The 21,948-nt window shown below is 55.0% G+C and carries 24 protein-coding genes and 2 pseudogenes; 6 read left to right on the top strand and 20 right to left on the bottom strand.

The features are described from left to right. The 6 genes from ETC02_RS02170 to cysK all read right to left on the bottom strand — a co-directional run bounded on the left by ETC02_RS02170 (nucleotide 1) and on the right by cysK (nucleotide 5,590). Complete coding sequence (locus ETC02_RS02170) at nucleotides 1-1,323, bottom strand: FAD-binding oxidoreductase (protein ID WP_063211761.1); 1,323 nt, start codon at nucleotides 1,321-1,323, stop codon at nucleotides 1-3. Between the two features lie 184 nt (nucleotides 1,324-1,507). After that, entirely contained in the window at nucleotides 1,508-2,404 is an 897-nt protein-coding gene (locus ETC02_RS02165; RefSeq protein ID WP_063211763.1) for an NAD(P)-dependent oxidoreductase, read from the bottom strand. Beyond that, a complete protein-coding gene (gene hyi, locus ETC02_RS02160) occupies nucleotides 2,401-3,198 on the bottom strand; it encodes a hydroxypyruvate isomerase (protein WP_171698015.1) in 798 nt (265 codons plus the stop codon). Before hyi ends, ETC02_RS02165 begins: the two co-directional genes overlap by 4 nt. Before the next feature lie 181 nt (nucleotides 3,199-3,379). After that, entirely contained in the window at nucleotides 3,380-4,018 is a 639-nt protein-coding gene (locus tag ETC02_RS02155; RefSeq protein WP_050368627.1) for a Bax inhibitor-1/YccA family protein, read from the bottom strand. 48 nt (nucleotides 4,019-4,066) lie between these two features. Continuing rightward, nucleotides 4,067-4,435: an AbrB family transcriptional regulator gene (locus ETC02_RS18040; RefSeq protein ID WP_256370874.1), complete on the bottom strand. Its 369-nt coding sequence runs from the start codon at nucleotides 4,433-4,435 to the stop codon at nucleotides 4,067-4,069. Nucleotides 4,436-4,666: 231 nt separating this feature from the next. After that, complete coding sequence (cysK, locus tag ETC02_RS02145; protein WP_050368790.1) at nucleotides 4,667-5,590, bottom strand: cysteine synthase A; 924 nt, start codon at nucleotides 5,588-5,590, stop codon at nucleotides 4,667-4,669. Between the two features lie 193 nt (nucleotides 5,591-5,783). Between cysK and ETC02_RS02140 the strand changes: the two genes are divergently transcribed. Together ETC02_RS02140 and ETC02_RS02135 are read left to right on the top strand one after the other, a co-directional pair. Continuing rightward, nucleotides 5,784-6,887 carry a histidine kinase N-terminal domain-containing protein gene (locus ETC02_RS02140; protein ID WP_050368624.1) on the top strand — a complete coding sequence of 368 codons (1,104 nt, stop codon included), beginning with the start codon at nucleotides 5,784-5,786 and terminating at the stop codon, nucleotides 6,885-6,887. A gap of 46 nt (nucleotides 6,888-6,933) precedes the next feature. Continuing rightward, entirely contained in the window at nucleotides 6,934-7,287 is a 354-nt protein-coding gene (locus tag ETC02_RS02135) for a hypothetical protein (RefSeq protein ID WP_050368789.1), read from the top strand. Nucleotides 7,288-7,306: 19 nt separating this feature from the next. Here the strand turns inward: ETC02_RS02135 and ETC02_RS02130 are convergent, their stop codons facing one another. Beyond that, nucleotides 7,307-7,447: a hypothetical protein gene (locus ETC02_RS02130; protein ID WP_015374705.1), complete on the bottom strand. Its 141-nt coding sequence runs from the start codon at nucleotides 7,445-7,447 to the stop codon at nucleotides 7,307-7,309. A 219-nt stretch (nucleotides 7,448-7,666) separates the two neighbouring features. On the opposite strand from ETC02_RS02130, the gene ETC02_RS02125 reads away from it, so the two are divergent. From ETC02_RS02125 to ETC02_RS02115, 3 genes and pseudogenes are all read left to right on the top strand, one after another. Further along, a complete protein-coding gene (locus ETC02_RS02125) occupies nucleotides 7,667-7,891 on the top strand; it encodes a spore coat protein (protein ID WP_015374703.1) in 225 nt (74 codons plus the stop codon). A 170-nt stretch (nucleotides 7,892-8,061) separates the two neighbouring features. Next, nucleotides 8,062-8,196: pseudogene (locus ETC02_RS17600) on the top strand (spore coat protein); the annotation flags it as partial. Nucleotides 8,197-8,289: 93 nt separating this feature from the next. Next, nucleotides 8,290-9,654 (top strand): S8 family peptidase, encoded by a 1,365-nt coding sequence (locus ETC02_RS02115; protein WP_171698014.1) that lies wholly within the window; start codon nucleotides 8,290-8,292, stop codon nucleotides 9,652-9,654. Nucleotides 9,655-9,831: 177 nt separating this feature from the next. On the opposite strand, the gene ETC02_RS02110 is transcribed toward ETC02_RS02115, so the two are convergent. The 4 genes from ETC02_RS02110 to ETC02_RS02095 all read right to left on the bottom strand — a co-directional run bounded on the left by ETC02_RS02110 (nucleotide 9,832) and on the right by ETC02_RS02095 (nucleotide 11,246). Then, the gene (locus tag ETC02_RS02110) at nucleotides 9,832-10,407 is read right to left on the bottom strand and encodes a YitT family protein (RefSeq protein WP_095859294.1); all 576 of its coding nucleotides are present in this window, start codon (nucleotides 10,405-10,407) and stop codon (nucleotides 9,832-9,834) included. Nucleotides 10,408-10,562: 155 nt separating this feature from the next. Continuing rightward, a complete protein-coding gene (locus ETC02_RS02105; RefSeq protein WP_020959661.1) occupies nucleotides 10,563-10,733 on the bottom strand; it encodes a twin-arginine translocase TatA/TatE family subunit in 171 nt (56 codons plus the stop codon). A 108-nt stretch (nucleotides 10,734-10,841) separates the two neighbouring features. After that, complete coding sequence (locus tag ETC02_RS02100) at nucleotides 10,842-11,021, bottom strand: H-type small acid-soluble spore protein (RefSeq protein ID WP_044743955.1); 180 nt, start codon at nucleotides 11,019-11,021, stop codon at nucleotides 10,842-10,844. Nucleotides 11,022-11,024: 3 nt separating this feature from the next. Beyond that, nucleotides 11,025-11,246, bottom strand: a complete 222-nt coding sequence (locus ETC02_RS02095) for a hypothetical protein (RefSeq protein ID WP_033015364.1) — start codon at nucleotides 11,244-11,246, stop codon at nucleotides 11,025-11,027. 72 nt (nucleotides 11,247-11,318) lie between these two features. Here ETC02_RS02095 and ETC02_RS02090 point away from each other — a divergent pair, with 72 nt between their 5' ends. Beyond that, nucleotides 11,319-12,314, top strand: a complete 996-nt coding sequence (locus ETC02_RS02090; protein WP_171698013.1) for an acyltransferase family protein — start codon at nucleotides 11,319-11,321, stop codon at nucleotides 12,312-12,314. A 56-nt stretch (nucleotides 12,315-12,370) separates the two neighbouring features. Here ETC02_RS02090 and thiE read toward each other — a convergent pair whose 3' ends face one another. The 9 genes and pseudogenes from thiE to ETC02_RS02045 all read right to left on the bottom strand — a co-directional run. Beyond that, the gene (thiE, locus tag ETC02_RS02085; protein WP_033009275.1) at nucleotides 12,371-13,039 is read right to left on the bottom strand and encodes a thiamine phosphate synthase; all 669 of its coding nucleotides are present in this window, start codon (nucleotides 13,037-13,039) and stop codon (nucleotides 12,371-12,373) included. Nucleotides 13,040-13,044: 5 nt separating this feature from the next. Further along, entirely contained in the window at nucleotides 13,045-13,845 is an 801-nt protein-coding gene (thiD, locus tag ETC02_RS02080; RefSeq protein ID WP_033009277.1) for a bifunctional hydroxymethylpyrimidine kinase/phosphomethylpyrimidine kinase, read from the bottom strand. A 17-nt stretch (nucleotides 13,846-13,862) separates the two neighbouring features. Beyond that, nucleotides 13,863-14,672, bottom strand: a complete 810-nt coding sequence (gene thiM, locus ETC02_RS02075) for a hydroxyethylthiazole kinase (protein ID WP_047818275.1) — start codon at nucleotides 14,670-14,672, stop codon at nucleotides 13,863-13,865. Between the two features lie 169 nt (nucleotides 14,673-14,841). Next, nucleotides 14,842-15,864, bottom strand: coding sequence for a glycosyltransferase family 2 protein (locus tag ETC02_RS02070; protein WP_171698012.1), 1,023 nt, complete (start codon nucleotides 15,862-15,864; stop codon nucleotides 14,842-14,844). Nucleotide 15,865: 1 nt separating this feature from the next. Continuing rightward, nucleotides 15,866-17,539 carry a DUF6044 family protein gene (locus ETC02_RS02065; protein WP_371810014.1) on the bottom strand — a complete coding sequence of 558 codons (1,674 nt, stop codon included), beginning with the start codon at nucleotides 17,537-17,539 and terminating at the stop codon, nucleotides 15,866-15,868. Between the two features lie 167 nt (nucleotides 17,540-17,706). After that, the gene (locus ETC02_RS02060) at nucleotides 17,707-18,687 is read right to left on the bottom strand and encodes a phosphotriesterase family protein (RefSeq protein WP_033009286.1); all 981 of its coding nucleotides are present in this window, start codon (nucleotides 18,685-18,687) and stop codon (nucleotides 17,707-17,709) included. Beyond that, complete coding sequence (locus ETC02_RS02055) at nucleotides 18,687-20,369, bottom strand: long-chain fatty acid--CoA ligase (RefSeq protein ID WP_050368622.1); 1,683 nt, start codon at nucleotides 20,367-20,369, stop codon at nucleotides 18,687-18,689. The genes ETC02_RS02060 and ETC02_RS02055 overlap by 1 nt, the downstream gene beginning before the upstream one ends. Before the next feature lie 204 nt (nucleotides 20,370-20,573). Beyond that, on the bottom strand, nucleotides 20,574-21,410 hold the full coding sequence (locus ETC02_RS02050) for an HAD family hydrolase (RefSeq protein ID WP_063211775.1): 837 nt from the start codon (nucleotides 21,408-21,410) through the stop codon (nucleotides 20,574-20,576). Between the two features lie 228 nt (nucleotides 21,411-21,638). Continuing rightward, nucleotides 21,639-21,948: pseudogene (locus ETC02_RS02045) on the bottom strand (hypothetical protein); the annotation flags it as partial.

The raw sequence follows: 21,948 nt of genomic DNA, 5'->3' as shown, positions 1-21,948 counted from the left end.
TTAAATCCCCCCAATAAAGCGCTGATCGTTGACCGTTTTGTTTGGATCCACTTTTCGCTTAATGCCTTCGAGCAAGAAAAAGTACGATGGCTTTCCGCCCCAAACGTCAACGCGCTGGCGCAGCGAAAATGGCAAATGTTTCACGATCGCATAGCCGCCAAGACGAACCGCTGCCTGACGCAGCTCCTCAATGGCCGCCAACACCCCTTCTTCGCTTCCGTGTACATACACCTGGCAAAGCCCATGGCCCAATCCACCGTGCGCCTCAAGACGGACGTGGCAGCGATCAGCGATGAGAACGCTTTCCCGCAAGACGGCGAGCACATCCAAGTTGACGACGCCGATTTTCACCGCCGCTTCCACGCCGTTTTTCGCCAGCGCCAGGCGCCCGTTCGGCGCCGCTGTATAAAACGCCTGCCAAAAGGCGGAAGCCTCCTCAGCAACTAAAACGGACATTTCCGCCATTTTCGGCCGCAGCCGTTCCACCCATTGTTCTTGGTAATGGACGGCGTTTTCCACATCTTCAAACCCGATCACAAGCGTATAAACCGGCCGTCCCGTCAGCCGCTCGGAAAGCGCCGGGTTAAGCAGTTCAAAGCAAACCGGCTCCATCATCGTATCAAGGAAGGAAACCGCAAACGAGCGAATATCATGAACATCGCCGGTTGGAAACGACAATAAAACAACACTTTCATATTTTGGCAACGGCCGGAGCTTGAGCGTGATCTCGCTCAACACGCCGAGCGTCCCCATCGCTCCAATGAACAGCTTGTTCATATCGTAGCCGGCGACGTTTTTCACGACTTTGCCGCCTGAACGGATGATCGTCCCATCTGGGTACACGATGCGCATCCCGATGACGGAATCGCGCGCCGACCCGTAGCCGAGACGCTTCGGTCCGCTGTCGTTGGCCGCAATCACTCCGCCGATCGTCGCTTCCTCCGGCCAAAACGGATCTAAGGCGACCTTTTGCCGATACGGGGCGAGCGCGCGCTGCAAATCGCCAAATTTCGTTCCTGCCTTCACGGTGACCGTCATATCAGCGGCCGCATGTTCGACAATGCCGGTATAGTGTTCCAACGACAACAAGATGTCTGCCTGTTCCCGTTGCCCGCCGAACCCCCGTTTCGTGCCGCGGCCGGCGATGACGACCTTTTTGCCTTGGCGGTCGGCATAGCGGAGCACGGCGGCGATCTCGTCTTCCGTTTGCGGATAAACGGTCGCCGCCCCGCTGTTGCCGAGGGGGTGCGGGGATTCGTTCACTTCGATTTGTCCGGGGCGCAAAAGCGCGCTTAACTCATCCAGCCATGTCAACGAGAGCATCGTTGCCCCTCCTTTGTTTCGCGATAGGAAACAATGTTTCTTTTTCATAGTTTAAAAAAATGAAACGCATCTGGCGTTTCGGCAAGGCGAACGGCTCCCTGCGCAGCGAGGGTGCCGCTACCTCTATTAAATCATTGATCATGCATTTTTTCAACGAATTTTTTGAATTCATCAACCATTTTGTTCATTCTGTCTCTTCCACTGTCACCTTGACCCGCTGTTCGAGCGGCTGGATGACCGCTGACATATCCAAATCGGCAAGGCCTGCGGCGACCGCTTCGGCAAACGCTTCTTCCGCCTGCATGCCGAGGCGGCGGCCAAGGCCGATCTCGTCCATCAACTCGTTCGCCAGGCGCACGTCCTTGTGCACATACTTCACCGCCCCGCCAGGAGTGAATTGACGCGGCAGCACGAACTGCTCCATATGGCGGCGCAGCATCCGGCTGTCTCCGTAGCTTTCTTTTAACAGCCGATACAGCTTCCCGGCATCAAGCCCATAAGCGACGCCAGCGACCATCGCTTCCGCCGCGGCGACGGAATGGACAGCAACCAAGTACTGATTGATCACTTTCGCCGCGCTGCCGGCGCCGCTTTCCCCTAAATATTCGACCGTTTTTCCCAACGCCTGAAGCAGTGGGCGCACCTGCTCCCATGCTTCTTTCGCTCCGCCGACCATGATTGTCAGCGCCCCTTGCTCCGCCCCTTCCGGACCGCCGCTTACTGGCGCATCCAAATAGGCGACGCCGCGCTCACCGGCGCGCCGGGCGACAAATCGGCTTGTTTTCGGGCCGACGGTCGTAAAATCAAGACAAATCGTCCCAGGCCGGGCCACGCTGAGGACGCCGCCTTCACCTGTATACACCTCGATGACATCATCCGGCATCGATAAACACGTGCAAATGATATCCGCCTCACCAGCCAGCTCTGCCACTGTCGCCGCCTGTCGGGCTCCAAGGTTGACAAGCGGAACCGCTTTTTCTGTCGTACGGTTGTACACCGTAACATTGAATCCCGCTTCAAGCAGCCGTCTAGCCATGCGCGAGCCCATCACGCCCAATCCGATAAAGCCGACGCGCATCATCGTCCGCCTCCCCCTTTCATTCCGCGGTATTCCTCATACCAGGCAAAACTTTCGCTGCTTTTCCCTGATGGAATGTACTCAAGCCCAATCGCTCCATTGTAGCCTTGCTCTTGCAAAAATGCGAAAATCTCGCGATACGGAAGCGCTCCCGTCCCCGGCTCATGCCGCCCGGGGGCATCGGCAAATTGCACATGGTCAATCAATGGTTCATAGGCCGCAAACGTCGCTGTCACATCGCGCCCAAGCCGCGCCATATGGTAGATGTCGTATTGCACTTTCACATTTGCCCTGCCAAGAGCGCGAATGATGGCCACGGCTTCATCAATATCCGTTAAAAAGTAGCCCGGCATATCGAACGGATTGATCGGTTCAATCGTCAGCGTCAAACCGTGGACGCCGAGCGCAGCGGCCGTCTCATCCAAGCGGCGCATGTATATTTCTTTCGCCCGTTCCCGCGGCAAATCGGCCGGAACCACTCCAGCCATGCAATGAAGACGCGGCGCGCCAAGCGCGAGCGCATAGCGCACCCCTTCCTCAAGCGCACGGCGGAAATCGTCATGACGGCCGGGAAGAATCGCCAGTCCGCGCTCCCCCTTTTCCCAATCGCCGGCCGGCAAGTTGATCGTAACGAGCGACAGCCCGTATTCCTCCAGTTCAGCGGCAACCGCCTCAGGCGCCGCAGCGTACGGAAACTGGCACTCAACGTGCGAAAACCCGTGCTGCTTCGCCTTGGCAAACCGGGCAAGAAACGGCGCTTCCGTGAAAATCGTCGAAACATTGACGGCAAACTTCATCATGAGGCCCCTTTCTTCTCCATTTCTTTCTTTTATTCGCCCCACCATTTGCCGATTCCTGCCTCACCGCGTTTCACCTTTCATGCCGTAAAAAAATAGCCGCACCATTTCGACTTGCCGCTTTGATCTGTGCCATCGTCATAGAAAAAGGGCTGCTCCTTTTGGCAGCCCTTTTTGGCACTCAATCCTCATCGCTGGCGAAAAAACGCAAAATGTAGACAAACAAATTGATGAAATCAAGGTAAATATTGACGACAATCATCGGGATATCCGCTTCCGTAAAGCCGTAGCGGGCCAAACGGTTGATGTCGTAAATCGTAAAGCCAAGGAAAATCAAAATCCCCAAAGCAGCGATGCCCATTTGCCCGACGCTGGAAAATGGAATGAACCATTGGATGATCAGCAAGCCAAGAAGCGCAAACGCGCCAAGCATCAAAAACCCGCCGAGGAACGAAAAATCTTCTTTCGTTCTCGCCGCGTAAATGGCAACGCCGGAAAACGAGACAACGGCCAGCGCAAACGCTTTGAACACCGCCGCTGCGCCGATGACGGACAAGTAATAGCCGATGAGCGGATAGAGCGTCGCCCCCGAGACAAACATAAACGCAAACATGAGCGGATAGCCGACCGCTTTTTTGCGGCGGGCGAAGATCATCACCAAAAGCAAAATGAGTTCCAAGCCATAGAGCGGCAAGTACATCCCGGCCGGCACCCATTGCCCGGCATACAGCCCTGCGGTCGCAACAGCCAGCGCCGCTAAAAAGGAAACCGCCAACTTCGCCACCGGGCTGTGCGGACGATAAACGGTCGAATGGTTCATGGCAACCCCCTCCTTTTTCTTTCTAGTTTAGCATATATTTGTTTCTTGTCACAGCCCTTTCTTTTGGATTGACGCAGACGGCATGACCCATCGTTCAATCGATCGAAACCAGCGGGCGGCAAACCATTTTTTCAGCACCGGCGGAATGACAAGCAAAATGAAAAAAATGCGGAACATTTGATAACTTGTCACAACAGCAAGATCGGCATGCGCTTCCCGCGCCAAAATCCCCATTTGATCCATACCCCCCGGCGCCAAAGCGATGAACGCTGTCAGCAACATCACCGGCAATTGCCGGCCCATCTCCCCAAGCGTTCCTGCCGTCATCGATGGAGGAATTCGAAATGGTTCATGAAATCCGTCACTGTTTTTATCATTCCGACCATGACGCAGCGCTGCGCTCGTTCGATCTGCCAAAAGAACAGCAACGATTCACTGCACTCCCCGCTGAGGCGCTCAACGCATGCGCCAAGGAACCAGAAAGAAAGCCGATTGTCATCCTTCATCAAGAACGACCGGTCGGTTTTTTTGTTCTCCACACCGGCAAACGATCAAACAAAAGCATTCCTCTTTGTTTTGCAGAGAGGAATGCTTCACTTCCCAATGAAAGGCAAGAAATCCTCGCTTTTTTCGTCGATCGACGTCCGCTTAATCGGCGAATAAATCGGATGACAAATACCGCTCGCCGGAATCGGGCGCCATGCAAAGGACGCGTGCGCCTTTCGGGAGCTGTTTTGCCACTTTGATGGCGTAATAAGCGCTCGCCGCCGCTGAGGCGCCGACCAAAATGCCTTCCTTGGCCGCCAGTTGGCGCGCCATTTGCTGGGCATCCTCATCTTTGATCAAAAAAATGTCATCGTAAATCGAGCGGTTTAAAATTTTCGGGATAAACCCCGGACCCGTGCCGGGAATTTTGTGCGGCCCCGGCTTCCCGCCCGACAACACCGGCGAACCGTACGGTTCAACGACGTAAATGCGCAAATTTGGGATGCGCTTTTTCAGTTCCTCCCCTGTTCCCGTCACCGTCCCGCCGGTGCCGGCGGTGAGCACGAACGCATCGAGCCGCCCATCAAACGCCTCGTAAATTTCCACCGCCGTTGTATGGCGATGCGCATCCGGATTGGCCGAATTTTCAAACTGCATCGGAATGAAGCTGTCAGGGATTTCGCCAGCCAGCCGGTTCGCTTCATCAATTGCCCCTTGCATCCGCTTCTCCGCCGGCGTCAAATAAACTTCGGCTCCGTACGCCTTTAAAATTTTCACCCGCTCCACCGTCGCATTGTCGGGCATCGTGATGATGCAGCGATACCCGCGGGCGGCGCACACCATGGCCAACCCGATGCCGGTGTTGCCGGACGTCGGTTCGATGATCGTGCTTTTTCCAGGCGTAATTTTCCCTTCCGCCTCTGCCCGGCGGATCATTTCCCAAGCCGGCCGATCTTTGACGCTGCCGCCTGGGTTGAACGATTCGAGCTTTATGTATACCTCTGCCCCGTTTGGATCAGGAAGGCGGCGCAACTTGACAATCGGCGTGCCACCGATCAAATCTAAAATCGAGTCATACAATTTCACGATCGTCCCCAACCTTTTGCAAAATATTTGTTCGTCCCATTCATTATAAATGATTTTTCCGTTTTTGTTCAAACCACCCGCCTTTTTCGCGGAAGGAAACTAGTTTTCTCGGATATGCAGCCATTTTCCCTCTGTTCTAGTTCGATGTTCCCAATTATAATAAAAATAAACGACAGAAAGCGAGGTGGCTTTTTTGGCATCTGCGGCACAGCAGCTCGTCACCCATTTGGAAACCCATTTGCCGAACTTTCTCGCCTATTGGCGGCAGCAAATGAAAATTGCCGACGATGACAAATATATCGACTGTGTCGAACAAAACGGCTTGGCGGTGTTCACCTTGGTCAAAGAGGCGCTGCTGCAGTCGTGGCCCGGCGAGATGGTTGAACGGCTGGCGAACAAAATCGCCAAAGAACGGGCGGAGATGAACACCGGCATCGGCGCCCTTGTTTACAACGTAAACTTGGGACGGCGCCTGATCATCAACCATGCGTTGGCCGCACCGCTGTCCGTCGATGAGCTCGCCCCACTCATTGACCATATGAACGAGTTGTTTGACCAGTTTTTGTTTCATGCGGTCACCAAATACAATGAGTTAAAAGAAAAGGAGCTGCATGAGAAAAATGCGCTCATTGCCAGATCGCATCAAGACCGGCTGACGCTGCTCGGACAAATGTCATCGAGTTTTGTCCATGAGTTTCGCAATCCGCTTACGGCTATTATTGGTTTTATTCAATTATTGAAGTTTGAGTATCCGCATCTTCCTTATTTAGACATTATCGACCATGAGTTGCAGCAGCTGAAATTTCGCATTTCGCAATTTTTGCATGCCTCACGCAAAGAAATTGTTGAAAGCGAAAAGGAAACGTTTTCGCTTTGCCAGCTGTTGGAGGAAATTATCGAGTTTTTATACGCCTCGATCGTCGACAGCGATGTCGACCTTTCGGTGGCGATCGATGAATCCATACATATATTTGCCTATAAAGATCAGCTGCGCCATGTGCTGGTAAATATTTTGCTCAACTCGATCGAAGCGTTGAAAGAGAGGGAAAAACCGCGGCGGATCAACATCGCCGCCCGTTGCCAAGACGGAAGCACCATCATCGAAATCGCCAACAACGGTCCGTCCATTCCGGCCGACATTGTGGAAACGATTTTCGAGCCGTTTTTTACGACAAAAAAACTCGGAACCGGCATCGGGTTGTACATTTGCAAAAAAGTGATTGAAGACCATGGCGGAGATATCCGCTGTTCATCCGATGAAGACATGACGACGTTTTCCATCCGCCTGCCCGCATAACAAAGGGCGAAAATGGGCATGCTGGATGTAAAAAAGGATGATGTCGATGACACCGTCATGGAAACATTTGCCAGAACAGACGGCAGCCGTCATTCGCGAATGGCTTCAGCGGGAAAACCATTCGTTTGCCGAGCTGGCGGAGCTGATCCGCCATCATCCGGACACCGTCCGGTCCGAGCGCACTTGGCTCGGTTTGACGTACCGCTTTTACTCGCTGACACTGGCGGATGCGGCGCTGAGGATGGAAACAAAAGTCGCCCACAACGGGAACGAGCGCATTTTATCGTTGTCGCTTCACGCTTCGCGGACCAAAGCAGCCGTGTATCGTTCTTATGACGAAGAGAGCGACTTGTCCGATGTCGTCACCACCCCTCCGCTCGCGGAAAAAACCGCACCGTAACCGAACCGGCGCGGTTTTTTTAGCCTTTCATGCCCTGCAGCCATTCTTGGTAACATTCCGGACAAAGCGCTTCCTCGCGTTCTTCATCGTTCGCATGGAACGAGACGTAATGCACGTTGTCGTCGCACTCGCATTGGCAATAGAAACACGTTTCGTTCATCAATTGTCCCTCCTTGTCCGTTAGTGTGGACAATCCGAGGAACGTCATTGCAAGGAAAACATCCCCAAAAGCGATCAGCACGACGTGTGCGACAACAAATAGTCTAATGGCGAGCGGCCCGCAGCTGAAATCGCTCATTCAACAAGACATGCAAAAAACAGAGCAGCACATCCGCGACTTGCAAAACTTATTATCGTAACGAACGGAGGAGGGACAACGATGCAGGCAACGATGACGCCGACCGGCGTATTCAATGATCAAATGATCGCCGCCGACTATCTCATTGGGGCGAAAAGTGCGATCAAAGCGTGCGCAATGGCCATTGCCGAAGCAACAACCCCGGAAGTGCGCAATACGCTGAAGCAACATGTGAACTACCCACCACCTACGCTTCGCTTGGAGGTGGGGGCTTCAAGCGACTTGTGCGTGTTCGCCGAACGGTAAGCCACACACAAGAACCCTTTACGCTTCCCTTCGTTCCGAAGGTGTCCGTTCTAGCCATATTCTATCCTATTCGTTGGCTAACGCCAACCGACATTCATCTCCCACTTTCACTGGTGCTGGCGCACCTTCACGTTTAGAAGTAGGAGACTTCTTTCGGAGGGAAGTTAAATGACGCGATTGCGTTTCACGAGCAAATTAGCCAATACATGATCAACAAAGGATACTATCATCCGACCAACGTCCAAGAGCAGCTGCGCGTCGATATGCAAACGGCGCAGCAAGTGTTGCAATCAGCCGGCCGCTGAACGCACAAATGGGATTCGCCCGCTGCAAGGGGAATCCCATTTTTCATGATTTGCCCTCCATTTGCCCATCCTAACAACAAGGAGGTGAACCACATGAATCGCCGATACACGATATGGGCCGCCCTCGGCGCCGCCGTCGCCCTCGTCGTTGCCGCCGTGGTCAGTTTCACCCGGCCGGCGCCGCAAGAAAACGTCCCGGTTCCGCCGCGCCTTGAGCCGTTTGACACAAACGACGCGCGCACCCATCCGACGATCGTCGCCTTAGACAGCCTCAACGCCGGAGAACAGCTTAAAGAGCAGCTGAACGCGCATCCGCGCATTCGGGAAATTCGCCATAACGAACGCGGCGACCGAAGCCACTATTTTTACAATGAAATTGCAGTCCGTTTTCAAACTCCGCCGGATCACCGCCACCTTACACAGATGGAAGCCGCCATCCGCGGCCAGCTTGTCAAGCGGCTCGATCACGTATTTGTTTTCCGTTCGCACGAACAGACGTACGAGGATATGCGCCGCTATTTCCGCACCCTCCCAACAGTCGAGTATTGCGAGCCGAACTACATTTATATGCAAAACGACCTTTCCCGGCCGGTCGAGACGCCGAACGATTCGTTTTACGCCCGCTACCAGTGGAACTTGCCGGCCATTCATACCGAAGACGGCTGGACGTTGTCGCGCGGCAAACAAACCGTGCCTGTCGCCATCATTGACAGCGGGGTCGATTTGACCCATCCCGATTTAATCCGCCGCCTTGGTCCCGGATACAACGTATTGGCCGACGACCGCTCTCCGAATGACGAAAATGGCCATGGCACCCATGTCGCTGGCATTATCGCCTCACAGCCGAACAACGACGAAGGAGTCGCCGGCATAACATGGTTCAACCCGATCATGGCCGTCAAAGCATTAAATGCGGACGGCTATGGAACGAGCATCGACGTGGCGAAAGGCATCCGCTGGGCGGTCGACCACGGGGCAAAGGTCATCAATTTAAGCCTTGGCAACTACCAACCATCCTCGGTGCTTGAAGAGGCGATCCGCTACGCCGACGCCCATGATGTCGTGCTTGTCGCCGCCTCCGGCAATGACAGCACATCACAGCCGAGCTTTCCGGCCGCGTATCCGGAAGTGATCAGCGTCGGGGCCGTCGACCCGGATCTATCCTACGCTTTGTATTCCAATTATGGCGAGTACATCGATGTGGTGGCGCCCGGGACGAACATTGCCAGCACATTTGCCGGCCATCAGTACGCCGCTCTTTCCGGCACATCCATGGCCGCTCCCCACGTCGCGGCGCTCGCCGCCTTGATTCGTTCCGTCAACCCGCGGCTTTCGAATGATGAAGTGCGCAGCATTATTTTGGAAAGCGCTGATGACTTAGGCGAGAGAGGAAAAGATCCGTATTATGGCTACGGACTTATCAACGTCTATCGTGCCCTCGAGCTGGCGAAACCGTGAACAAGCGCCCGCCTTCCATCTGGAACAGCCTGCATGCCGCCCGTTGCAACGGAATGACGCCATCTCAACGAAGCGTTGCAGGCTCGAACGCTCAAGTTCCATAACCGCCTCCCTTTCCGTCTTGATCATGACAGCGGACAGGCGGGGAATGGCCATGAAAAAACGGTGGGGACTGGATTACACCCCCATCGTTTTTTCGTGCGTCAACATCGTTGTCACCGCCCCGACAACCGTGACGACGACAAGCGAATGAACAAAGGGCACGGAGTCGATGATCAAGCTTCCAGCTGAAATGATGCACGCATCAATCACAAAAATAACGATCCCAACGTTCCAGTTCGTCAGCCGCGCGATAAACTGGGCGAGCAAGTCGGTGCCGCCCGTGCTTGTCTCCTCACGCAGCATCAACCCGATGCCTGCACCAACCAAGATTCCGCCGATCATGGCACTCCACAATGGATCGAGCGCCACCACGCCGCGCAACACCGACAATACGTCAATCATCCAAGAGGAAAACAAAAGACCGTGCAAACTGTTGTAAAAAAACGGGCGGTAGTAAAACCAAGCCGCCACGTAAAGCGGAACGCTTAAGACGATCATCATCAATCCGGCTTGCACGTTCCAGACATATTTGGCGATCAATCCGATCCCGATCATTCCCCCATCAAGCAAATGGTGAGGAACTAAAAAGACGTTGATGCCAACGCCAATCAACAGGCTGCCGACGATCACCGCCGCCATTTTTTTGATCATCATGACTCCCCTCCGCCACCGGCTGATTGCAACGAACGAACGCACCTCCGTATATGTATATGGCGCTTGTCAGCAGAGCTTGTCTTTTTTTTTTGCGGCGAGAGAACAATGGCCGACAAAGCAAAAAATAAGAGGCTAGGCTCTCGCCCAACCTCTTATTTTTGCGCTTTTGTCGCCTCGTCGTCGTCAATGATGCCCTTTGTCGCGTTTTTGAATTCACGCAGCGTTTTTCCAGCCGCTTGCCCTAACTCCGGCAGCTTTTTCGGCCCGAAAATGAGCAATGCGAAAAAGACGATGAGCGCAATTTCTCCAAACCCGATGTTCATATTGCTCACTCCAATGTTCAAGCGTCATTTCTTTCGTTATTATATCAGATTCGAACAAGGAGTGTCATCGGCTTTCCCTTGACAAAACAACGACAACTTGCCCGGCGCCTACAGCTCTTCAAGCAGGCGCACCGGTACGTCTTGCTCGCGTTCCGGCTCATCAGCAAAATAAATGCGCGCCATTTCCCGCCCTTCATCGACGTGCTGAATGATCACCCGTTTTCCTTCATACGTCACCGGGACGATCTCTCCGGCCTCGGCGATCCGTTTCGCCCGCAGCAACTCCATTTCTTATTCGCCTCCTTTTGCACTGTCTTCCGCCTGCGCCCGCAAGCTTTTCCAAAACAATTCATCGTTGCAGACGATGGCGTTCAATTCCCCTTCGTCCCCTTTGGCGTTGATGATTTGCAATAACTGCGTCATATCGTCCGTTTCGCGGCGGTCGTTTTTCACCCAATCATCACCTTTCTTTGTCAAACTGTTGCATGGACAGCCGCTTTCCGGCAGCGGCATGTTTCTGCGGTTGACTCCCCCAAAAAAAAGAAGTATGATTCGAATTGATGTGTTAGAAAAGGAGGAAACACTGTGAAGGAGCGGGACTATTATTTTGACAACGCGAAGTGTGCGTTGATGCTCCTTGTCGTGTTTGGCCACTTTCTGCGCCCGTACATTGACGGCGTCTTATGGGTGCACAGCTTGTATACGTGGATTTTCTTTTTCCATATGCCGGCGTTCATTTTCATTTCCGGCTATTTCGCCAAAAAGTTCTATGAACACGGCTACTTGCAAAAAATTACGAAAAAGCTGCTCATTCCGTACGTTCTGTTCCAGCTGCTGTACTCGGTCTACTACTTCTTCCTGTACGACAAACAGTCGTTGGAACTTGACTTGTTGACCCCGCATTGGAGCCTATGGTTTTTGCTCAGCCTGTTCAGCTGGAACGTGCTGCTGTTATGGTTCGGCCGGCTGCCGAAGCGGATCGCGCTGCCGATGGCGCTTCTTCTCGGCTTGGCCGGCGGGATGATGGAAGCGGAAAAATGGCTGAGCTTGTCAAGAACGCTCACGTTTTTCCCGTTCTTTTTGCTCGGGTTTTTCACGCCAAAGCCGGCGATCGAGCGCCTGTTTGCCGCACCGGTGCGCGTCGCTTCGCTGTTTGTGCTGACTGGCATGTTTGTGCTCATTCATTTCGGGTTTCCAGACTTGCCGCAAGACTGGTTGTACGGCTCAAAGTCATACGATACGCTCGGCGTGTCGGAGCCGGCCGGCGCGGCGGGCCGCCTTGCCATTTATGGGACGAGCCTGCTCATGATGTTTGGCTTTCTGTCGCTCATCCCGAGCCGGCGCTTCTCGTTTTCCGTGCTTGGGGCGCGCACGTTTTACATCTATATCTTGCACGGGTTTATTTTAAAATATTTGCACGAAACGCCGTTTACGGATTTTATTATGGATGTGCACGGCTATCCGCTTCTGCTCGCGCTGTCGGTCGCCGTTATGCTCGTTCTCGGCAGCCGGCCGGTCGTCCGGCTCGTGCGGCCGCTGCTTGAATGGCGGTGGCTGAGGTGGCGGCAGACGGCTTCATAAGACGCAAAAAGGGTGTCCTGCGAACAGGACACCCTTTTGTCTTGTCTGTTTGATGGTCACCGTTTCACACGGGCAGCCCGCACCGCCTCCAATAAACGAGAAGCGGCGGCTTTAGGCGACGGAGATGACGCGATGGCGCTGATGACCGACACCCCGTCCGCTCCGGCCTCCATCACCTCTCTTGCATTGTCAGCCGTAATGCCGCCGATGGCGACAATCGGAATCGTAATCCCCGCTTCGCGGAGGCGGCGAAGAATATCAGGGCCTTGCGCTTCGTTCGCATCATCCTTTGAGCGGGTTGGATAAATTGGGCCGACGCCGATGTAATCAGCCCCTGCCGCCATCGCCGCCATCGCTTCTTCGACGTTGTGGGCGGAAACGCCTAAAATTTTATCACCAATTTTCTCCCGCACGCGCCGCGCGTCTTCATCATCTTGGCCGACGTGGACACCGTCGGCATCGATGGCCATAGCCAGCTCGACGTCATCGTTGACGATAAACGGCACGCCATAAGTGCGGCAAAGACGCTGCAATCTTTGGGCGAGCGCCGCTTTGTCTTCCCCTTTGAAAGCGCCCGGTCCTTTTTCGCGAAATTGAAACAGCGTCACGCCGCCGTCAAGCGCTTCCTCGAGCACCTGCTCCGCCGGCTTCTCACTGTTTGGGGTTCCCATAATAAAGTACACCGCCAACCGCTCTTTCATTTCTTCGCTTGTGATGCGCGCCACCCGTCTCACTCCCCATATTGCCGATACGCCCAATGGTTCGTCGGCCCGTGGCCTTGGCCGATGCCGAGCGGATGGGCAATCGCCGATTGTACAAACGCCTTCGCCGTTGCCACAGCATCAGCGGGGTGGCGCCCTTTCGCCAGTTCAGCCGCAATCGCCGCCGCGAACGTACAACCGGTCCCGTGCGTATGGCGCGTGTCGATCCGCTTGCTTTTAAAATACGAAAATCCGTCTCCATTATACAGCAAATCGACCGTTTCCTCGCCGTCGTCATCATGGCCGCCTTTAATCACGACGTAGCGGGCGCCCATCCGGTGCAGACGGCGCGCCGCTTCGCGGCGGTCATCCATCGTGCGGATGGCCGTGCCGGTCAGCGCTTCCGCTTCCGGAATGTTCGGCGTAATGACAAGCGCCAGCGGCAACAGTTCTTCTTTCAGCGCCGCCACCGCCTCTTCTTGCAGCAACGGGGCGCCGCCTTTCGCGATCATCACCGGATCGACGACAAGCCGCTCCCAGCCGTGTTTTTTCACCTGTTCAGCCACCGTGCGGATGATATCGGCGCTAAAAAGCATGCCGGTTTTCACCGCATCGGCACCTAAATCAGCGGCCACCGATTCGATCTGGGCGGCGACCGCCTCCGCCGACAGCGGAAAGACGCCTTGCACGCCAAGCGTATTTTGCGCCGTCACCGCTGTGATCGCTGACATGCCAAACACACCAAGCTCTTGAAACGTTTTGAGATCCGCTTGAATGCCGGCGCCGCCGCCGCTGTCCGAACCAGCAATCGTCAACGCTTTGAATACCATGTGGCTCCCCTCTCCTTTTACCGTTGTTCGACCTGTCCGTCACGCTTCACATCATCGGCGCTTGTGTGCGCCAACGCGTCTAGAAACAACGACTGAAAACGGCCCGGACTGCGCTCCCCAGCTTCTGCAGCCGCCCGCTCCGCCGCGACGCCATAATAGGCGAGCGCCGCCACCGCTGCCTTCACCATATCACGCTCAACAGCGGCAAACGCCCCAATCACCGACGTCAACAAACAGCCCGTCCCGGTCACTTTCGTCAACAGCGGGTGGCCGTTGTGAACCAAATACGTCGTGTTTCCGTCCGTGACGACATCGTCCTTTCCGGTGATGATCACAACGGTGCCAAGCTTGGCCGCCGCCCGCTTCGCCAAAGCCGCGGCATCGCCGCTTCCTTCCCCGGCGTCGACGCCTTTAATCGCCCACATCTCGCCGATCATATTGGCGATTTCCGCCGCATTGCCGCGGACCGCTGCAAGCTTCACCTGTTCGGCGATGCGGCGCGCCGTCTCCGTTCGATAGCGCGTGGCCCCGGCTCCGACCGGGTCGAACACCACCGGCACACCGGCTTCGTTCGCCGCCCGTCCGGCGATCAACATCGCCTCTACTTCCTCAGCGTTCAGCGTCCCGATGTTCAATACGAGCGCGCCGGCAAGCTTCGCCATCTCTGCCACTTCCTCTTTCGCATACGCCATCACCGGCGAAGCGCCAAGCGCCAGCAATCCGTTCGCCGTAAAATTCGTCACGACGACATTCGTCATATTGTGGACGAGCGGATTGGCCTCTCTCACCCGCTCGCGCAGTTCCGCCCATTCACGCCAATCGGCCATCGCTTATCCTCCCCTTTCTCGACAAACAGCCTTTGCCAGCCGGCGAAAGACCGCCTTCTCTGCATCCCCCGAAAATCCGCCATATCATTCCCATCCATCAGTCTACTCTTTCTTTTTTAGAATTGCAAGACAAAGAAAAACGGCGCGCTTGTGCACGCCTGCCGTTTCCTTATGGCCGCAGCCGCTTCGCCGCTTCCGCCTCCTCGGACGAAGCCGATGACGACAGCCGCTGCGGCAGTGGCCAGTTCCATAAATCCAAATCGACGATGTAGCGCGGCCGCCGTTTCGTTTCCTTATAAATTTTTCCAACGTATTCCCCGATCAGCCCAAGGGCGATGAGCTGCAGCCCCCCTAGCAGCCAAATCGAGGTAATGAGCGACGTCCATCCCGTCTCGGTATGCCCAGCCCACTTTAAAAAGAGAAAATAGGCGCCGAAGATGAGGCTGACGACAAACGAGAGAAAGCCGATGAGCGAAATAAAGCGAATCGGGGTGACGCTAAACGATGTGACCCCGTCGAGCGCAAAAGCGATCATTTTTTTTAACGGGTATTTTGTTTTTCCGGCCAGCCGTTCTTTCCGGTCGTAATAGACGGCCGCCGAGCGAAAACCTAGAAGCGGAACGATGCCGCGCAAAAACAAGTTCACTTCCCCGAACTGTTCGAGCGCCTCGACCGCGCGCCGGCTCATCAGACGGTAGTCGGCATGGTTATACACGAGATCAACGCCAAACATCTTCATTAACCGATAAAATCCTTGGGCGGTATGGCGTTTAAACCACGTATCCGTATCGCGACGCCGGCGCACGCCGTAAACGATGTCATACCCTTCGCGAAACTTTTGCACAAATTCGCGAATGGCCGACAAATCATCTTGCAAATCGGCATCGATCGAAATCAAGCAGTCGGCGTGTGTTTTTGCCGCAAACAGACCGGCCAGCAACGCGTTTTGATGCCCAGCGTTGCGCGCCAGTTTCAGCCCTTTCACTTCCGGATGGCGCAAGCTCGCCTTGTAAATGATTTTCCATGTATCGTCATGGCTTCCGTCATCCACGAACAAGAGCGCACTTTTGGGCGAAATCATTTTTTCCTCAACAAGTTCGCCGCGCAGCGCCTGCAAGCGGCGGATCGTCTCTGGGAGCACCTCTTCTTCGTTGTAACACGGCACGACGATGGCTACTACCGGTTCGGACATCTCACGTTCCCCCTTTCCATGCGACCTTGTATAAGTAAATCGTCCAAGCAGATTCGTCCGAGCGAAACACACGCTCAAGATGCAACGCGTTGTCGCTTGCGTTTTCAATCGGCAACGCCGAGAAAATATAACGCCCGCCCATGGCGTAAAACGCTTTTGTGTTCAATTCAAGATGGCGGATCGTCCGCTTCGACGTTTTCTTGAACATATAATGTTTGCCGAGTTCGTCGACAAAAAGGTAGCAGCGCCCGCCCCATTCGTCAAAATACTCGCGCAGCTTTTTGTTTTTTTCCAGCTCCTTGGCGATAATGCGGCGGAACCGGTGTTTGTATTCCAACGGGTAAAAGTTGTTGTACGTATCAAGCGTGTAAAAACCGTTGTACTGGGCGATCGCCGGGTGGATGCCGATGCTGGCGACGCGGTATGTATGGACGGGACGGCCGATATACTCGCGGATGGCGGCAAATTGCTTCTCAGCGTAAAATTCGCGAAATGACGGCTTGTTGCGGTAGACGATTTCCTCATTGTGCAAGACAAGCACCAACAGCTGCAAAGCGATCGCCGCCGCGCTGACCGCCCGCCACCGCCGTCCTTCCTGCCAAATAATTTTCAGCGCCATCGCAAACAAAACGTAAATGACCATCGGCCGCAAAAAATGATAGCGGGCGAAATTGAACTTATCGAGCAAATCAAACCGTTCCGTGAGCGGCAGCCATCCTTTGTAAAACCAAAATGCATACCATGTCGATAACGCGAAGTTCAATACGTGCAGCACAAGAAACGGCATTTCCTGCCGCCAGCGCTTCCGCTTCCACACGAAGTACAAGGCGATGAGCGTCACCGGCAAAATGACGAACCCGTGCACCGTCATCACATGAGTATGGCCGAGCACATAGTTTTTGAACGTCAGACGGATCACCCGCCAAAGCGGCAGGCGGGCGTGGAAATATTCGTCTCGGCTTGTCGGTTCATCGGAAAACAAGAGCGAATGGACAAGCCGGTAGTCGACCGCCAAATAGAGCACCGTCATATAGACGATGGCCGCCAAAAACCGCCAATTCCAACCCTTGCCGCGGATGACATCAATGAGCCACCAAATCCCAAGCGCGCTTAGGAAAAAGAAAAAGCCAAGCACAAAGCTCGAGTAAAGCGGCAAGAGCGTCAACACCGCCCAATTCACCCATGAACGCTCCCCGCCCCGAATGTTTAAAAACGCCCAAAGCGCAAGCGGCATGCCGAGCGTGCTCAACATCCCCGACGGCCAAAACGGCGTCAGCGCGAACGTTAACGAAGCGCCGATGCGGATCCATCCCCAGCGTCCGGCCGGCAGCACATGTTTTCGCAGCAGCAAATACATGCCGATGAACGCCAATACGCGGGTTGCGGCTTGACTGAGCCCATAGGCGTAAATGGATGGAAACAGGGCGTGAAGCCAAACGATGCCGCTGAATTCTGTGCCGAACGCATTGCGCGGCAATCCGTTAATGATTTGCGGGATGATTCCGTCAACCGGTCCAAACAGTTCGCCGCTTCGGGTGAGCACTTTATACCAGGCAATGTTGGAATCCAAATTGTCATGGACGCGCATATGCGCATCTTCACCGAGCACAAAGTACGGCGACACATATAAGGCGATGGCCAGCAGTGAGAAGAACAGAAGTCGTTTTTCTGTCACCAGCGCCTCTCTCCCTCCTTTCGCCCGGCTGATGTCTTTCCTTATTGTTCAACAAATGAGGAAAATTATTCATAATGATGACAAAAAACGGACGGCAAACGAAAAACCGCTGTCGGCCGGGCAAAGCCGGCTGGCAGCGGTTTTGAATTCGGCGCTTCACGGCCCTGTCAGGCGGAAAATAAGGCGGCTGGATTGCGCACAAACAGCTGCGCAAACACCTCGTCGCCGATCCCTTCCTTTCTCAGCGCCGGAATCACATTGACAAACAAGTGCTCGACATGCCAATTTTTCATCATTTCCGCAAACGGCTCAGGCAGTTCAAACGGGCGGCCGAGCCAAAGGTTGACCGTATCATGCGAAAGCATAATCCGGTCTGCGTATCCGTCGCGAAGCAGGGCAAGAAGCGTGCGAATCCGTTCCTCATCCGTTGGAGCGCCGACCATCCCTTGAATGCCGAAGCGGTCAAAGGCGATGTAAACACCGTACTCAAGCGTCCGGCGATGGTAGTCCGGGTCGGTGTTGCCGCACATATGGCCGATGACGATTTTGTCCGGGTCGGCGCCGTGCTCAAGCAAATAGGCGGCTTGTTCCGGCCCCATCGTCCCTTCTTGCGTATGGGTGATGATGACCGCGCCCGTCTCTTTTTGCGCGCGGGCGGCGGCGCGGAAGAACATCTTTTCGTACTCGGTGATGCGGCCTTTGCTTGAGGCGAGCTTGATAACGCCGGCTTTGATTCCGGTGTCGGCAATGCCTTCGGTCAGCTCGGTCATAAACATGTCGTAAATATCATCTTCCGCCGTCCCGAGCAACCGGCGGAATTGGAAGTACGGCGGCGCTCCTTCTCCTTCATAATAGTAGCCGGTCGCACAAATGATGTTCAGCCCTGTTTCTTCGGCAACGCGCCGCAAAAACGCCGGGTTGCGCCCGCAGTCGTTCGGCGTCGGATCGACAACCGTTTGAATGCCGTGCCGCTTCATCTTTTCCGCCGCCTCGACTGCGACGCGAAGCGCCTCGTCTTCACGGAACGTGCCGCGCGTCACATCGCCTTGAAACCCTGGATAACCGAAGAGGAAATGCTCGTGGATGAGCGTTTTGCCAAGCTGTTCCACCGGCACCGGCCCGCATACCGTTTCTACCATCTCCGCCATCAGTTGTTCACCCCTTTCCCCGCTTTTTCATACTCCTCTTCCTGCAGTTTCCGCCAAAGCAGCTTGCCGCTTGACGTCATCGGCAGCGATGAGCGGAATTCAACGAGGCGCGGATATTTGTACGCCGCCATTTGCGTCTTGGACCATTCAATGATCTCTTCTTCCGTTACTTTGCCGACATACTCGTCATGAAGAACGATAAACGCTTTCACCGTTTCGCCGCGGCGCGGATCCGGCACGCCGACGACGCACGCCTGCTGAACAGCCGGATGTTTGTACAAAAGCGACTCGACTTCAGTCGGCCATACTTTATAGCCGGAAGCGTTGATCATCCGTTTGACGCGGTCGACGATGAAAAAGTATCCTTCCTCATCCATCCGCCCGATGTCGCCGGTGCGGAAAAACCGTTTGCCGTCGAGCTCGATGAACGCTTCTTCCGTTTCTTTTTCACGCCGGTAATAGCCGCGGAACACTTGCGGGCCACAAACGACGATTTCCCCGACTTCGCCTGGGCCGAGCTCCTTCCCGGTCGCCGGGTCAATGATGCGCGCGTCGACGTCAAACGACGGAACGCCGAGACATTGCAATTTCGGCCGGTCCGGCGGGTTGAAGTGCGTTTGCGAAATCGTCTCGGACAACCCGTAGCCTTCAAAGTAGCGGACGCCGGTAAGCTGAAACAATTTTTCCCCGACCGCCTCCGGCAGCGCCGCCCCGCCGCCGGAAATGCTCGCAAGCGATGAAATATCGTATCGACCGAGCGCCGGGTTGGCCAAAAAGTCAATCAGCATCGTGCTGATGTTCACCCAATGGGTGCAGCGGTGCAATTCGATCAGCCGGGCGGCCGCGTCCCGATCCCAGCGCGTCATCAACACCATGGCGGCGCCGGCGAAAATCGGCGTATGCATGCTATGGACCATCCCCGTGACATGGAAAAACGGCAGCGTCGCCAACGCGACCGAATCGCTCGTCACATCGCCCCAGTGGTAGGCGCCGACGATGTTGGCGTTCACCGTCCGGTGCGGGTGGATGCAGCCTTTTGGCACCCCGGTCGTCCCGGATGTGTATGGCAAGACGGCGATGTCATCAACATGGCCGTTGTATGGAAGCGGCGGCAATTGGGCGCCGAGGCAGTCCGCCCATAAAAGAATGCGCTCATCCCCAATGGCCCGCCGCGGCGCCGCCACTTCAGCCGGCAACGACACCGGGGAATCATCGGACGCATAATCGGAATACGCGGCGACGATAAGATGTTCAAGCGGTGTCCGGCCGAGAAGCGGCGTCGCTTTGTCCAGCAGCTCTTGGCCAACGAGGCCGACTTTCGTCTCACAATCGTTCACATAAAAGGAAAGCTCATCTGAGGTGTTCATCGGGTTGATCGGCACGACAATGGCTTCAGCGCGCAAAATGGCATAGTAGGAGATGACAAACTGCGGAGAGTTTTGCATGTACAACAACACACGGTCGCCCGGTTGGACGGACAGCTTTCGCTGGAGATAGCCGGCGAGCGCGTTGACGTCATCAAGCAGCTGCTTGTACGAATATGCTGCGCCGTAATAGTAAATCGCTGTTTTGTTCGGATAGCGCTTCGCTGTCGTTTCCAAATGGTCGACAAGCGTCGTCTCCGGCACGGTCAACGTTTTCGAAAGCCGTTTCGGCCAATACGGGTAATGTCTCGTATTCATCCAACCGTTCCCCCCTCTTTTTGTCTGCTTTGCAAATCGGCAGCCACCGCCCAAAAGAAAGCGGTTGCAATAACATCCATATGCCCAAGCCTTTCAATTCATACCGTTGATTGTCTGGCTAGCATGTACACTTTTCATTGTACATGCTTCCACCTTTTATGTCAATAATATTCTGAATAGTTTAGACAAAATGGTATGCGCCGCCTACAGCAGGCGGCGCAGCACCGGCACACACGCTGACGTGGAGGCGACGATGACGTCGGCATCACCCGGCTTCGCCAAACCGTACGCGTCAATCAACATCGTTCGGCAGCCGAGCCGGCGGGCCGGCGCGATGTCATTGCCGATGTTGTCGCCGACGCAGAGCATTTGCTTGTACTCAACCCCAAAGCGCGCCCGAATCGCTTCCAAATGGGCAACCGTTTTAACCGGCTTAGCGGCTTGGAAAATTTTATAATGGAATACATCCGCCAGCCCCAGCTTTCGCAAAATCGCTTCACTGTCCGGTTCCGGGCTGTTTGTCATCAACACAAGCGCCGTTTTCTCGCGCAGCTCGGCGAGCGTCTCGGCAAACCCCGGAGCCCCCTTCATAGTAAACTCCGGACCCATCATCCATTCGCGCGTTTCTAAAAATGCGGCATATGTATCCTCGTTCGTCAATCCGTAATGGCGGCCAATCGAACTTGGCACCCACCAAAGATCGCCGATGCTGAAAAACCGATCCAAGTCGATCGTGACCGCCCCGGGATAGAGCGCTTCGGCAGCGCGGGCCTCCAGCTGTTCGCCGCTCCAGCGGCGCGCCTCGCGAACTGCTCCTTTCTCAAGCTGTAAAATCAAATCTTCTTTCGTATCATACACACTGCCAATGCGAAGCGGGTGGCGCCCGGCCAGCACCGCCCGGTAGTCGTCCCAAAACCGCGGCCGGTCCGCTGTCTTCAGCCGCTTAGCCACCTGTTCGGCGTAATAGTCAAAATGCTCTGTTTCCTCGTACAGCGTTCCATCTAAATCAAAGACGATCGCTTTGATGTCTGCTCCGTTCATGTTCGCTCTCCTTTCCTGCCCGGCGCCCTGTTTTGCGCCTTCTTTATCTTACAAGATGAGAGAAGAAAAGTGCAAATGATGGAAACCGTTCCAATGGCTTCAGGACGCAAGCGCGGGGATGATCCGCTTGCTTGGAAAATGGCTGTCCACTTTGCCGAGAACGCAGCAAACCGCCTCAAATGAAAACAGCGCCCTAAACAGCTTTTGCTGCTTCGGACGCTTTACGTCAGCGGTGTTGCCGATGTTAAACGGCAGCCCGCCAAGAAGCAGGATAATCGCGAAGATATAGCCAAGGCCGGGAAGCACCGCGTTGGCAATGTCTTGCGCCCTCCGCTCAGACACCGCAATAATGCGCCAAATGTTCGCCTGGGCGACGATGTCAAACAAAATGAAAAGCAATATAACGAACCCGGAAGCTCGCCGCCAGTTGGGCTGTAAACACCGTCGTCTGCGTCAAAAACCCGAGAGCGATGGCCGATGTCGCCATCAAAAAAACGGCCCCGATCAACACGCTTAATCGGCTTTCGTTCTTGTGCAT

The sequence above is a fragment of the Geobacillus sp. DSP4a genome (assembly GCF_013096875.1).
GTDB classification, from domain to species: Bacteria; Bacillota; Bacilli; order Bacillales; family Anoxybacillaceae; genus Geobacillus; species Geobacillus thermophilus.
This window is presented reverse-complemented; position numbering and strand designations above follow the sequence as displayed.